The following is a 12,686-nucleotide window of genomic DNA, read 5'->3' on the forward strand; positions in this document are numbered from 1 at the left end:
CTGGGCCTTGGGCATGCGGCGCCGCGGAGCAGTCACGAAAGGAGTCTACCGCTCGTAACTTACTTCGAGTAACCTACTGCGAAGTAGCCACCGCGAGCGGAGGGACCTCCCCATGCACCGAGAGACGAAAGTCCTCGTCATCGGCACCGGATTCTCCGGCCTGGGCATGGCCGTCGAGTTGAAGCGCCGCGGCGAGCACGACTTCGTGGTTCTCGAGAAGGCCGCCGACCTCGGCGGCACGTGGCGGGACAACTCCTACCCGGGCTGCGCGTGTGACGTGCCGTCGCACATGTACTCGTTCTCGTTCGAGATGAACCCGAAGTGGTCGCGGATGTTCGCGCAGCAGGGCGAGATCTTCGACTACCTGCAGCGCGTGGCCGACAAGTACCGGCTGCGGCCGCACATCCGGTTCAACACCAAGGTCTCCGGCGCGCGCTGGGACGACGAGGCCAAGCGCTGGAACGTGACGACCGAGCAGGGCGACACGTACACCGCGCAGGCCCTGGTGGCGGGCGTCGGCGCGTTGCACATCCCGCACATCCCCGAACTGCCGGGCATCGAGAACTTCACCGGCAAGACGTTCCACTCCGCGCAGTGGGACCACGACCACGACCTGACCGGCAAGCGCGTCGCCGTGATCGGCACGGGCGCGTCGGCGATCCAGTTCGTGCCGAAGATCGCGGGCCAGGTCGGGTCGATGAAGATCTTCCAGCGCACGCCGCCGTGGATCATGCCCAAGGCCGACCGGTCGATCAACGGCTGGGAGCAGAAGCTGTTCCGCGCCCTGCCGTTCACGCAGCGGGCCTACCGCAACTTCGTGTACTGGACGCGCGAGTCGTCCGCGCTGGGCTTCGCGGTGAACCCGAAGATCATGCAGTTCGCGCAGGGCATCGCGTTGCGGCACATGAAGAAGCAGGTGCCGGACCCCGCGCTGCGCCGCAAGCTCAAGCCCGACTACACCATGGGCTGCAAGCGCGTGCTGATCTCCAACGACTTCTACCCCGCGCTGGGCCACCCGAACGTCGACCTGGTGACCGACAAGGTCTCCGAGGTGCGCGAGAAGTCCATCGTGGACAGTGCGGGCGTCGAGCACGAGGTCGACGTCATCATCTACGGCACCGGGTTCCACGTCGTCGACTCGTTCGACTACCTGGACATCCAGGGCAAGGACGGCGTCGACCTCGCCAAGAAGTGGCGTCAGCAGGGGATCGAGACCTACTACGGCATCACGGTCTCGGGCTTCCCCAACCTGTTCTTCCTGCTGGGCCCCAACACCGGACTCGGGCACAACTCGGTCGTGTTCATGATCGAGTCCCAGATCCGGTACATCGCGCAGTGCCTCCGGCTCCTCGACCAACACCGCGCAGCGGAGCTGGACGTGCGGTTGGAGGCCCAGCAGGAGTTCAACACCGAGATCCAGCAGAAGCTCACCAAGGGCGTGTGGACCCAGGGCGGCTGCAAGAGCTGGTACCTCGACGCGCAGGGTGTGAACCGCACCGTGTGGCCGGGCTTCACCTGGCGGTACTGGATGCGGACCAAGCGCGTGCGCGCCGAGGACTATGTTCTGACTACGGCTTCACGATGACCTTCAGGGCGGTCCGCTCGTCCATCGCCTGGTAGCCCTGGGCGACGTCGGCGAGCGAGACCGTCCTGTCGAACACGGGTCCGGGGTCGATGCGGCCGGCGAGCACGTCGGCCAGCAGTTCCGGCAGGTACGCCCGTGCGGGCGCGACACCGCCGCCGATGGCGATGTTGCGGCCGAACAGCTTGCCCAGCGGCAGGCCCGGCATCTCGTGCGGCACGCCGACGTACCCGATCCTGCCGCCGTCGCGCACGATGCCCATCGCGGTCTCCCACGACTGCTCGGTGCCGACGCACTCCAGCACCGCCGACGCGCCGAGGCCGCCGGTCATCTCCTTGATGCGCTCGACCGCGGCCTCACCGCGTTCGGCGACCTGGTCCGTGGCGCCGAAGAGCTGCGCGATCTTCGCGCGGTCCTCGTGGCGGCCCATCGCGATGATCCGCTCGGCACCGAGCCGCTTGGCTGCCAGCACGCCGCACAGGCCCACGGCGCCGTCACCGACCACGGCGACCGTCGCACCGGGACCGACTCCCGCGCCCATGGCGGCGTGGTGGCCGGTGCCCATGACGTCGCTCAGGCTCAGGAACGCGGGCAGCAGCTCGGCCGGCGCGTCCGCGGGGACCCGCACCAGCGTGCCGTCGGCCTGCGGCACGCGCACGGCTTCGCCCTGGCCACCGTCACTGCCCTTGCTGCCCCAGAAACCACCGTTGCGGCACGACGTCTGCAGCCCGGCCGCGCAGTACGCGCACGTGCCGTCGCTCCACACGAACGGCGCGATGACGCGGTCGCCGACCTGGACGCTTTTCACGTCCCCGCCGACCTCCTCGACGATGCCGAGGAACTCGTGCCCGATCCGCTGCCCCTCCTCGCGCTTGGCCACGCCCCGGTACGCCCACAGGTCGCTGCCGCAGATGCACGCGAGCTCGACCCGGACGACGACGTCCGTGGCCTCCTGGACGGCCGCGTCCGGCACCTCCTCGACGCGGATGTCCCGGGTGCCGTAGATCGTCGTAGCCCGCACGGGGCGCCTCCTCTGCCTCGGTGTTCGTCCTTTGCATCGTGCTCCTGGTCGGCGCTTCCCGCCGAATCGGGACGCTGTGGAGTTGGTTACGCGTGCCTAGGATCGGGAGCGTGCTGATCAACGATGGTCTCGTCCGGGCGCGCGGTATCCGTTATGCGACGGCTTCCCGTTTCGCGAAGCCCGAACCGCTCGCCTGGGACGGTGCGCGCCCCTCCGAGCGCGGCCCGGCCTGCCCGCAACCGCCGTCGGCACTGGTCGCGCTGGTCGGCAACTCGGTCGAGGGGCTGTCGTTCGACGAGCGGTGCCAGGTGCTCTCGGTGACCGCTCCCGCCGACGCCTCCGGACTGCCGGTGATGGTCTGGTTCCACGGCGGCGCCTACGTGACCGGCAGCGGTGAGTCCACGAAGTACGAGGCCTCACTGCTGGCCTCGGAGGGTGTGGTCGTGGTCAACGTCAGCTACCGCCTCGGCGTCTTCGGCTACCTGCGCGACAACCTGGGGCTGCTCGACCAGCTCGCGGCGCTGCGGTGGGTGCGGGACAACATCACGGCGTTCGGCGGCGACCCGGCGAACGTGACGGCGTTCGGGCAGTCGGCGGGCGGCGACTCCGTCTACGCGCTGATGCTCGTCGACACCGAGAACCTCTTCCACCGCGCGATCCTGCAGAGCGCGCCGCTGGGCACGCGGAGCCCGGAGCGCGCGGAGATGACGGCCGCGCTGCGATCGTCCATTTCGGTCGACGAGTCCACGCCGGTCGAGGACGCGCTGGCGGCCCAGACCGCCGCCGTCACCGAGGTGGGGCCGAAGTTCCCGCCGTCGGGCGGCATGCCGTTCGCGCCGGTGCTGGACGACGTCGACCTCACCGCGGCGGCGTCCCGGGTCGAACTGCTCGTCGGGCACACGGCCGACGACGGCAGCCCGTACGTGCCGAGCCGCGAGCACTGGGAGGCCGTGACCGAGCTGATCTTCGCCGGCGGTGCCCGCGAGCTGGCGCGGGACTGGGCGGCGGCCTGCGGCCAGGTCGCCACGTACACCTTCAGGTGGGCGCCCGCTGACGCGCCGCTGGGCTCGTGCCACTGCATGGAGCTGCCGTTCCTGTTCGACCCGGACGGCTGGCGCGGCGCCGGCATGCTCGCCGGGCAGGAGCCGGATCCCGTGCTGGCCGGGACGATGCGCTCGCTGTGGGCCGGGTTCGCGCGAAACGGGATGGACGCGCTGCCGTCCCGCTCGCTTGAATTCGGCGGGTGAGCGACCGCGAGCACCTGCGCACGACGTTCGGAACGGACGCCGCCCGCTACCACCGGGCGCGTCCCGGTTACCCCGCCGAGCTGTTCGCCCTGCTGTCCGGTCCCCGGATCCTCGAGATCGGGCCGGGCACCGGGCAGGCCACGCTGCCGCTGACGTCGCTCGGGGACGTGACGGCCGTCGAGCTGAGTCCTGATCTCGCCGCCGTCGCCCGCGCGCACGCGCCGGCCGCCGAGGTGGTCGTGGCGGACTTCGACGTCTGGCCGCTGCCCGCGGAGCCCTTCGACCTCGTGGTGTCCGCGACGGCGTTCCACTGGCTCGACCCGGCCACGCGGATGGCCCGTTGTGCGGCGGCGTTGCGGCCCAGCGGCGTGCTCGCGGTGATCTCGACGCACCACGTGGCGGGCGGGACCGAACAGTTCTTCGTGGACGTGCAGGAGTGCTACGAGCGCTGGGACCCTTCCACACCACCGGGTCTGCGGCAGTCCGCCGCGGCGGAGATCCCCTTCGAGTTCGACGAGAGCGAGGATTTCGAACCGCCGGAGTTCTTCCGGTTCGAGTGGGAGCAGGCCTACGACACCGAGCAGTACGTCGACCTGTTGCTCACGTACTCGAACCACATCGCGCTGCCGGACCGCGACTCGCTGATCGCGGACATCCGGCGGTTGATCGACACGCGGCACGGCGGACGGGTCGTGAAGCGGTACATGACCCAGCTGGCCAGGGCACGGGCTGTTTCCCGGTACCGGTGAGCGCATCGCGCAAAACCCGACCGACTACAACACGATGCAACATACGGGTGCTGCTCACCCTCAGAGGTGGGCAGGACGCCTAGGATGTTCGGCCAAAGGGGCGGGGAGACACGCGGCGTGCCGTGCCCGTGTACGAGGAGGTGGCATGGCCGTGTCGACAACGGCGTTCAACGAGGGCAGGACCCCGCAACGGGGCCGTCCTCGCGACGCCAGCAGGGACGACGCTTTACGTCAGGCAGCGCTCGAGGTGATGGCCGAGGTCGGGTACCGGGCCCTCACCATGGACGCGGTGGCGGCCCGTGCGCGAGCGGGCAAGGCGACGATCTACCGGCGGTGGGAGTCGAAGCTCGATCTCGTGATCGACACGTGCACCCAGCTCGCCACGCAGAACCTCGCGGCACCGGACACCGGTTCCCTCGCAGGAGACCTGCGGGAGTTCCTCTCGTCGTTCGCCGCGTTCCTCTCGGGACCGATCGGCAAGGCGGCCCAGGCGCTCGTGGGCGAACTACCGCACGAGCCCGAGCTCGCGACGGCGTTCCGCGAGACGTTCCTGATCTCCCAGCGCGACGTGCTGCGCGGCATCCTGGACCGCGCCGCCGACCGGGGCGAGCTGCGGGCCGACGCCCCGCGCGGCATGGCCGTCGAGATCGCGGGCGCCGCCCTGATCTACCGGCTGATGCTGACCGGGGACCCGCTCGACGAGCCGTTCGTGGAGAAGGTCGTCGAGCAGGTGCTCCTGCCCCTGGTGCGGATCTCCTAGCGGAAGAGCTTGCGCACCAGCGCGAAGCCGACCACCGCGCCGACCGCGATCAGCGTGTACTTGACCTTGGGCTGGCTCAGCACGTCGAGCACGGACGACTTGCCCTGCTCGACGAGCTTCTGCGGGTTGGCCCGCTCGCTGAGCTCGTCCAGGGTGGCGGCCAGCGCGGTGCGAGCCTGCTCGATCTCGCGCTGGATGGTGTCGGGATCGCGAGCCACATGTCCTCCTGGGGCCTGTTGCGAGGTCTGGTTCGAGGAGAGCCGCGCTCGAGGTGGTCCGGCTGTCGCGGATCAGACCTCGACACAGCCCCCTAGCAGCGGTTCTGCTCTCAACCGTAGTGGACGGTCCTCGGCGGGGCTTCGCGCGACCCGCGAGAGCGGGTCCACGGCAGGCGGATAGGCTTTCCCGCGAGGGGTCGTAGCCCAATTGGCAGAGGCACTGGGTTTAGGTCCCAGCCAGTGGGGGTTCGAGTCCCCCCGACCTCATTGATCAGCGGTTTCAGCGGTTCGCCGCGGTGCTCTGACCGCGGCGGGCCTGCTCCGCCAGCCGTTCCCGGCCGTAGAGCCTGATCGACTCCAGCTGCTCGAACCGGCCGGTGCCGGTGGACGTGAGCAACGACTTGGCCACGAGCGCGGACAGCAGCACCAGCACCCGGTCCGTCGGCAGGTCGCACGCCTGCACGGCGCCGTCGAGCCCGAAGTCCTCCGCTCCCTGCGAGATGCACCGGAACACGTGCTGCTCCTCGGCGCTGAGGTGGTCGTAGCTCCAGCCGATCGCGGCGCGCAGGCTCTGGTGGCGTTCGGCGGCGGTGCGGTTGCCGCGGTTGAGCAGCTCCAGCCGGTCGTCGAGCCGGTTCAGCAGCTCGTCGACGGGCAGCACGGTCACGAGCCGTGCCGCGAGCTCGATGGCGAGCGGCAGGCGGTCGAGCTTGGCGCACAGGGCGGCGAGCGCGTCCCGTCCGCCGAGCCGCAGGCCCACCTGGTTCGCACTGGCCCGGTCGGCGAACAGCTCCACGGCGTTCGTGATCGACAGCGGCCGCACGGGGAACAGCACCTCGCCCGGCACGCGCAGCGGTTCCCTGCTGGTGGCGACGACCTTCAGGGCCGGGCAGCCGAGCAGCAGCGGTTCGAGCAACGCCGCGCAGTCCGCCGCGACGCGTTCGCAGTTGTCCAGCACCAGCAGCGGTTTCTCGTCGAGCGCGCGGACCAACGTGCCGAGAACGGGTTCCTCGGTGGGCCGGCCGAGCGCCACCGCGCACGCCTTCGCCACCTCCGACGTCCCGGCGAGGTCGACCCACGCCGCCCGGTCCCCCGCGAACTCCTTGGCCAGCCTGCTCTTCCCGACGCCGGCGGGCCCGACGAGGGTGAGCACGCGGGCGTCGCTCCTCGCGAGGTGCGCCAGTTCGGTGTCGCGGCCGATGAAGCTGTCCAGCGCCGGACCCGGTTCGTTCACGCGCTGCCGGTAGGCCCGCTGCCGGCACGCGTTCGAGCAGTACCGCGCGCGCCTGCGCCGGGAGGCGGCGGTCGCGGTGCCGCAGGTCGAGCACGTCCCCACCTGGTCAGCCATCGAAATGATCGTAGTCAAACGAATCCCGTCCGGAAAAGCCTTTCCCGCGCGATGTGCACCAACGGACCGGAATTCGTCCTTTGTAGACCCTCTATTGTGAATAATGTTCGGATCAGCCTGTCCACTAGTGGACTTCCCCGAGGGCCGGGGTGGGGTGAACCCCACCCCAAGTGTGCGGATCACCCCAATGTCACCAGCCGATCCCGTCCGTAACGTGGAAGGCATGAACCTGGTCGACTGGGTCACCGACCTGATGCACACACTCGGCGCACCCGGAGCGGCACTGGCGATCGCGCTGGAGAACCTGTTCCCGCCCCTGCCCAGCGAGGTGTTCCTGCCGCTGGCCGGCTTCACCGCGGCCCAGGGCAAGATGTCGCTCTTCGACGCCATCGCCTGGACCACCTTCGGCTCCGTGGCCGGCGCGCTCCTGCTCTACTGGGTGGGCGCGTCGCTGGGCCGCGAACGGGTCCGCCGCATCGCCGCCCGCATGCCGCTGGTCCGGGTGTCCGATGTGGACAGAACTGAGGCCTGGTTCCTGCGCAACGGTTACCGCGCGGTCTTCTTCGGCCGCATGATCCCGGTCTTCCGCAGCCTGGTCTCGATCCCGGCCGGCGTCGAACGCATGCGCCTGGTGCCGTTCCTCGCCTACACCGCCGCGGGCAGCCTGCTCTGGAACACGGCCCTGATCCTCGCGGGCTACCTGCTGGGCGACAACTGGCACCTGGTCGAGCAGTACGTGGGCCTCGGCTCGAAGGTGGTCCTGGGCCTCGCGGCCGTGGCCGTCGTCGTCTTCGTGGTCACCCGCGTCTCGAAACGCCGGGCCGGCACCAACGCCTGACCGCGTGAGCTACCCGGCGACCTTCGCGCCGTCCAGGTGCGCCGTCAGCTCCCGGACAGCGGACCGCCCGGCCCGGTTGGCCCCGATGGTGCTGGCCGAAGGCCCGTACCCCACCAGGTGGATCCGCGGGTCCGACACCACGCGCGTGCCGTCGACCTGGATCCCGCCCCCGGCCGCACGCAGGTGCAACGGCGCGAGGTGCTCGAGGTCGTGCCGGAACCCGGTCGCCCACAGGATCACGTCGGCGTCGAACCTCTCCCCGGAGGCCCACTCCACACCGGACGGCGTGATCCGTTCGAACATCGGCCACCGGTCCAGCACCCCGGCTTCCAGCCCGGCGCGGGTCTCGGCGTTCAGGGCGAGCCCGGTGACGCTGACGACACTGCGCGGGATCAGGCCCGCCCGCACGCGTTCGTCGACCATGCCGACCACCCACCGGCCGTAGTCCTCGGTGAACGGGCCCTCCCGCCAGACCGGTTCGTGCCGGGTGACCCAGCGGGTCTCCGCTGCGAGAGGAGCGAGTTCCAGCAACTGCTGCGTGGCCGAGGCACCCCCGCCGACGACCACGACGCGCTTGCCGGCGAACGAGGCCGGGCCCTGGTAGTCGGCGGTGTGGAGCTGGCGGCCGCGGAACGTCTCCTGGCCGGGGTAGTACGGCCAGAACGGGCGGCGCCAGGTGCCCGTCGCGTTGATCAGGCCGCGGGTGGTCCAGACGCCGTCACTGGTCTCGACCTTGAGCAACGCGCCGTCGTTCACGACCTGGGTGACGTTCACCGGGCGCACGACGGGCAGGTCGAAGAGCTGTTCGTAGCGGGCGAAGTAGGACGGGATCGCCTCGTTCGCGGGTTCGTCGGGTGCGGGCTGCTCGAACGGCATGCCCGGCAGCTCGTGGATGCCGTGCACGGTCCGCATGCGCAGGCTCGGCCAGCGGTGCAGCCACGCGCCGCCGGGAGCGGGGTTCGCGTCCAGCACGACGTGGTCCACACCGCGCCGCCGCAGGAAGTAGGAGGCGGACAGGCCCGCCTGTCCGGCACCGATCACCACCACGTCCGTCACATCACGAACAACGAACCGGGGCAACCGGTCCGTCTCACGTGTGAGCTACGAAACATCGGGCGAAAGGTCCGGGACCTCGCTAGCTTCCGGGGCCGTGCACCTACTTCTGACGATGGCGTTGCTCGCGGCACCGACGACCCCGGCCCCGGTCCCCGCACCGACGGCCTCCTACGCGGTCTACGACCGGATCACGCACCAGGTGACCGGCCGGGACGTGCACAAGAAGATCAGGTCCGCCTCCCTGGTGAAGATCCTGATCGCGATCGAACAGCTGGAGACGCGCGGCGACGACCCGCGCGTCGAACCCATGCTGCGGGTCAGCGACGACAACGCGGCCAGTGAGCTGTGGGTGGAGAACGGCTGGGAGCAGCTCGTCGTGCGCACGGCCGAGCGGTTGAAGCTCAAGGACACGCTGCCGCCCGAGAACCGGGGCATGTGGGGCTACACGGCCGTGAGTGCGCATGACGTCGTGAAGATCTACAAGTACCTCCTGGAGGACGCCAAACCACACGTGCGGCGCACGATCATGGGGCACCTCCAACGGGCCGAGAAGTGCGCGTCGGACGGGTTCGACCAGTCGTTCGGACTGCCGTCGGTGACGTGGAACCCCGCGTTCAAGCAGGGCTGGTCGGGGTTCGGCGACCCCGCGAAACCGTGCGTCGACCGGCCGCGGCCGCGCATCCAGTGGGAGCTGGACACGAAGTCACCTGCCCTGCACACCTCGGGGACGTGCTGGTTCAGCGTCGTCGCGGTGCTGACCCTGCACCCCGAGGGCACCAGCTACGAGAAGGCGGCGAAACGAGTTACCCGGCTCACGGAAGAAGTGACGAAGTATCGGTGTTGATCGATGTATGAGCCGTCTGAGTGAGATCCCGCTGTCCGTACTCGACCTCGCGCCCATCACGGCGGGGTCCGACGCGACGACCGCCCTGCGGAACTCGCGGGAACTCGCTCAGCAGGCAGAACGCCTCGGCTACCACCGCTACTGGTTCGCCGAGCACCACAACATGCCCGGCATCGCCTCGTCGGCGCCCGCCGTGCTCATCGGGCACGTCGCGGACGCCACCGAGACGATCCGCGTCGGTTCGGGCGGCGTCATGCTGCCCAACCACGCCCCGCTCGTCGTCGCCGAGCAGTTCGGCATGCTGGAGGCGCTGCACCCCGGCCGCATCGACCTGGGCATCGGCCGCGCCCCCGGCACCGACCAGAAGACGGCGCGGGCGTTGCGGCGCACGGAGGCCGGTCTGTCCGCGGAGAACTTCCCGCAGGAGCTGACCGAGCTGATCAAGTACTTCGAGGGCACCGCCGAGCTCAACGCCGTGCCGGCCGCGGGCAACAAGCCGCCGATCTGGCTGCTGGGTTCGTCCGGCTACAGCGCGCAGGCCGCCGGGCTGCTGGGCCTGCCGTTCGCGTTCGCCCACCACTTCAGCGCCCAGAACACGTTGCCGGCGCTGGAGCTGTACCGGCGGAACTTCCGGCCGTCCGAGACGCTCGACGCGCCGTACGCGATGGTGTGCGCCTCGGTCCTCATCGCCGACGACGACGAGCAGGCGCGGTACCTGGCGGGCCCGGGAGCGCTCTCCTTCGTGAAGCTGCGCCAGGGCCGCCCCGGTCCGCTGGCGACGCCGCAGGAGGCCGCGGACTACCCGTACACCGAGATCGACCAGCTGGTGGTGGAGGACCGCATGTCCACCCAGATCATCGGATCCCCCTCAACGGTCCGCGCCGGGCTGGACGAGTTGATGGAGTCGACGGCGGCCGACGAGCTCATGGTGACGACCATCGTCCACGGGCACGATGACCGTCTGCGTTCGTTCCAACTGCTCAGCGAAGTGGCCGAACGGACGCCGTCGCTGGGCCGTTCAGCCGCACATACGTGAGTCGCCCAGGCGTGAGCTTCACGTTTTGTACGACTGGCGTTGCTCTGAACGGGTGAAAACCGGCTCCGCTTGTAGCGCGTGGCACACAGTGGGCGATGATCGGAGTGAGCGCGCACGCCCCCCGACGCGCTCCCTAGCTTCACCCAGTGGTCTCGACCACTAGGACGGCGTGGGGCCGGTGCCGCTGTGGCGCCGCCCACGCCGCCCATCACGAGTCGGCCACGGCCCGGCACCAGGTCCGCTTCTTCAGGGCTCTTTCGTTCGCACTCCCCCTTCAGCACCGTCACAGTTGACGGGAGTCGCTCACACCCACCGCCGGGGTGGGAAAGGGGAGTTCGTGAAGTTCGCCAACACGGCCGCGGGCCTGTGCCTGCTGCTGGCCGTGGCGGGATGTGCGGGCCCCAGTGTCGCCGTCACCCCCGACGAGAACCTGACCGTCGAACAGCGGGCCGAGACGCCGAGCGCGTCCGGTGCCGCCGCGTTCGGCACGCAACGCGTGTGGGCGTCGGGTCTGTCCGTTGTGGTCTCCGCGCCCCGCTCGCTCAAGCCGTCCGAGACGGCCGTTCCCCCGGCCAGGCGCACGGCGGTCTTCACGATCACCGTCTACAACGGCTCCAAGACGTCCTACCGCCCCTCCCAGCTCGCCGTCAGAGCACTGGCGAACGGCCAGCCCGCCCCCGAGCTCGTCGACTCCGTGCAGGGCCTCAACGGCCTCGCCACGGCCGTGGCGGAGCTCCCGCCGGGCCGCGACACGCAACTCCAGCTGGCGTTCGTGGTGCCGGAGTCGCCGGCGCAGGTGGAACTGACCATCAAGCCGGGCGGGCAGGACCAGGACGCGCCCACCGTCTTCGAGGGCCAGGCGTAGCTCCCCGGAATAGTCTCTGGGGCATGACCAGTCGTCTCGAACCTGGTGACACCGCGCCCGCGTTCACGCTGCCCGACAGCGAGGGCAAGCCGGTGTCCCTGTCCGACTACCTCGGCAAGTCCGTGGTCGTGTACTTCTACCCGGCAGCGAGCACGCCGGGCTGCACGAAGCAGGCCTGCGACTTCCGCGACAACCTCGGCGTGCTCGCCGACTCGGGCTACGAGGTCGTCGGCATCTCGCCCGACAAGCAGGAGAAGCTCGCGAAGTTCCGCGACAGCGAGGGCCTGAACTTCCCGCTGCTCGGCGACCCGGACAAGAAGGTCCTCACCGAGTGGGGCGCGTTCGGCGAGAAGCAGAACTACGGCAGGACCGTCCAGGGCGTCATCCGCTCGACGTTCCTCGTGGGCCCCGACGGCAAGATCGTCAAGGCGATGTACAACGTCCGCGCCACCGGCCACGTCGCCAAGCTCCTGCGCGAACTCCCCGCCTGAATTCCCACCCGATGTGAGGCCGCCGTCGCAATGGTTGCAACGGCGGCCCTTTTTTCAGGTATGGTCGGATGGAGGGCGTGCAACAAAGCCGCCCCTGTTCCGGTGAGGGTGATACACCGTGTGTCGTTTGACGGCACCTAACGGCCCCGACATCCCGTCTGATTTCACCTTGCGAGTCCACTTCCCCGCACGCGGCGGCTGACCAGGACTTTTCGCCTCGACGTCACCTGTTGTCTTCCACGCGCACGCCTCAGGCTGCGCGCATTTCGTGCTGGGAAAATTCAATGCTCAAGTGGATGTTGCTCGCCCTCGCCGTGGGCGCGGAGGTTTTCGCGACCCTCTGCCTCAAATACTCCGAGGGCTTCACAAAACCGTGGCCCGTCGCCGGTCTGGCCGCGGGCTTCCTCACCGCGCTCTACCTGGAATCGCTCGTGATCAGAATGGGCCTGCCCGTCGCCATCACCTACGCGATCTGGGCGGGCGCCGGCATCGCGCTCGTGGCCATCACGAGCCGCGTGCTGTTCGCCGACCCGCTGAACCTCGCGATGCTGGGCGGCATGGCCCTGATCGCCGCGGGCGTCTGCGTCGTGTCGGTGGCCTCGCACGCCCAGGCGGCCGTCTAACCTCGTTT

At 69.7% G+C, this 12,686-nt stretch carries 14 protein-coding genes and 1 tRNA gene; 11 read left to right on the forward strand and 4 right to left on the reverse strand.

Features of this window, described 5'->3' with window-relative positions:
* Positions 1–112: 112 nt before the first annotated feature.
* A complete protein-coding gene (locus ND450_RS25455) occupies positions 113–1,585 on the forward strand; it encodes an NAD(P)/FAD-dependent oxidoreductase (RefSeq protein WP_253321177.1) in 1,473 nt (490 codons plus the stop codon).
* Here the strand turns inward: ND450_RS25455 and ND450_RS25460 are convergent.
* Positions 1,569–2,603: a zinc-dependent alcohol dehydrogenase family protein gene (locus ND450_RS25460; protein ID WP_253321178.1), complete on the reverse strand. Its 1,035-nt coding sequence runs from the start codon at positions 2,601–2,603 to the stop codon at positions 1,569–1,571. The two genes, ND450_RS25455 and ND450_RS25460, sit on opposite strands and share 17 nt — an antisense overlap.
* Before the next feature lie 110 nt (positions 2,604–2,713).
* Here ND450_RS25460 and ND450_RS25465 point away from each other — a divergent pair, with 110 nt between their 5' ends.
* The 3 genes from ND450_RS25465 to ND450_RS25475 all read left to right on the forward strand — a co-directional run bounded on the left by ND450_RS25465 (position 2,714) and on the right by ND450_RS25475 (position 5,359).
* On the forward strand, positions 2,714–3,850 hold the full coding sequence (locus ND450_RS25465) for a carboxylesterase family protein (RefSeq protein WP_253321179.1): 1,137 nt from the start codon (positions 2,714–2,716) through the stop codon (positions 3,848–3,850).
* A complete protein-coding gene (locus ND450_RS25470; protein ID WP_253321180.1) occupies positions 3,847–4,599 on the forward strand; it encodes a trans-aconitate 2-methyltransferase in 753 nt (250 codons plus the stop codon). Before ND450_RS25465 ends, ND450_RS25470 begins: the two co-directional genes overlap by 4 nt.
* A 145-nt stretch (positions 4,600–4,744) precedes the next feature.
* Complete coding sequence (locus tag ND450_RS25475; protein WP_245786449.1) at positions 4,745–5,359, forward strand: TetR/AcrR family transcriptional regulator; 615 nt, start codon at positions 4,745–4,747, stop codon at positions 5,357–5,359.
* Here ND450_RS25475 and ND450_RS25480 read toward each other — a convergent pair.
* On the reverse strand, positions 5,356–5,577 hold the full coding sequence (locus tag ND450_RS25480; RefSeq protein WP_030469566.1) for a DUF3618 domain-containing protein: 222 nt from the start codon (positions 5,575–5,577) through the stop codon (positions 5,356–5,358). The two genes, ND450_RS25475 and ND450_RS25480, sit on opposite strands and share 4 nt — an antisense overlap.
* A gap of 193 nt (positions 5,578–5,770) precedes the next feature.
* On the opposite strand from ND450_RS25480, the gene ND450_RS25485 reads away from it, so the two are divergent.
* A tRNA-Leu gene (locus ND450_RS25485) sits at positions 5,771–5,844 on the forward strand.
* 13 nt (positions 5,845–5,857) lie between these two features.
* Here the strand turns inward: ND450_RS25485 and ND450_RS25490 are convergent.
* Positions 5,858–6,925: a hypothetical protein gene (locus tag ND450_RS25490; RefSeq protein WP_253321181.1), complete on the reverse strand. Its 1,068-nt coding sequence runs from the start codon at positions 6,923–6,925 to the stop codon at positions 5,858–5,860.
* 223 nt (positions 6,926–7,148) lie between these two features.
* On the opposite strand from ND450_RS25490, the gene ND450_RS25495 reads away from it, so the two are divergent.
* The gene (locus tag ND450_RS25495) at positions 7,149–7,763 is read left to right on the forward strand and encodes a DedA family protein (protein ID WP_253321182.1); all 615 of its coding nucleotides are present in this window, start codon (positions 7,149–7,151) and stop codon (positions 7,761–7,763) included.
* A gap of 9 nt (positions 7,764–7,772) precedes the next feature.
* Here ND450_RS25495 and ND450_RS25500 read toward each other — a convergent pair whose 3' ends face one another.
* Complete coding sequence (locus tag ND450_RS25500; protein ID WP_253321183.1) at positions 7,773–8,819, reverse strand: FAD-dependent oxidoreductase; 1,047 nt, start codon at positions 8,817–8,819, stop codon at positions 7,773–7,775.
* 94 nt (positions 8,820–8,913) lie between these two features.
* On the opposite strand from ND450_RS25500, the gene ND450_RS25505 reads away from it, so the two are divergent.
* The 5 genes from ND450_RS25505 (at position 8,914) to ND450_RS25525 (ending at position 12,678) form a co-directional block, all read left to right on the forward strand.
* Entirely contained in the window at positions 8,914–9,663 is a 750-nt protein-coding gene (locus tag ND450_RS25505; RefSeq protein ID WP_253321184.1) for a hypothetical protein, read from the forward strand.
* Between the two features lie 7 nt (positions 9,664–9,670).
* Positions 9,671–10,699: an LLM class flavin-dependent oxidoreductase gene (locus ND450_RS25510; RefSeq protein WP_089921987.1), complete on the forward strand. Its 1,029-nt coding sequence runs from the start codon at positions 9,671–9,673 to the stop codon at positions 10,697–10,699.
* A 337-nt stretch (positions 10,700–11,036) separates the two neighbouring features.
* A complete protein-coding gene (locus ND450_RS25515; RefSeq protein ID WP_253321185.1) occupies positions 11,037–11,564 on the forward strand; it encodes a hypothetical protein in 528 nt (175 codons plus the stop codon).
* 23 nt (positions 11,565–11,587) lie between these two features.
* A complete protein-coding gene (bcp, locus tag ND450_RS25520; RefSeq protein WP_177229999.1) occupies positions 11,588–12,055 on the forward strand; it encodes a thioredoxin-dependent thiol peroxidase in 468 nt (155 codons plus the stop codon).
* Between the two features lie 284 nt (positions 12,056–12,339).
* Positions 12,340–12,678 carry a multidrug efflux SMR transporter gene (locus tag ND450_RS25525; RefSeq protein ID WP_089921984.1) on the forward strand — a complete coding sequence of 113 codons (339 nt, stop codon included), beginning with the start codon at positions 12,340–12,342 and terminating at the stop codon, positions 12,676–12,678.
* Positions 12,679–12,686: the final 8 nt, after the last annotated feature.

It is taken from the genome of Lentzea sp. HUAS12 (genome assembly GCF_024125735.1).
Taxonomy (GTDB): domain Bacteria; phylum Actinomycetota; class Actinomycetes; order Mycobacteriales; family Pseudonocardiaceae; genus Lentzea; species Lentzea albida.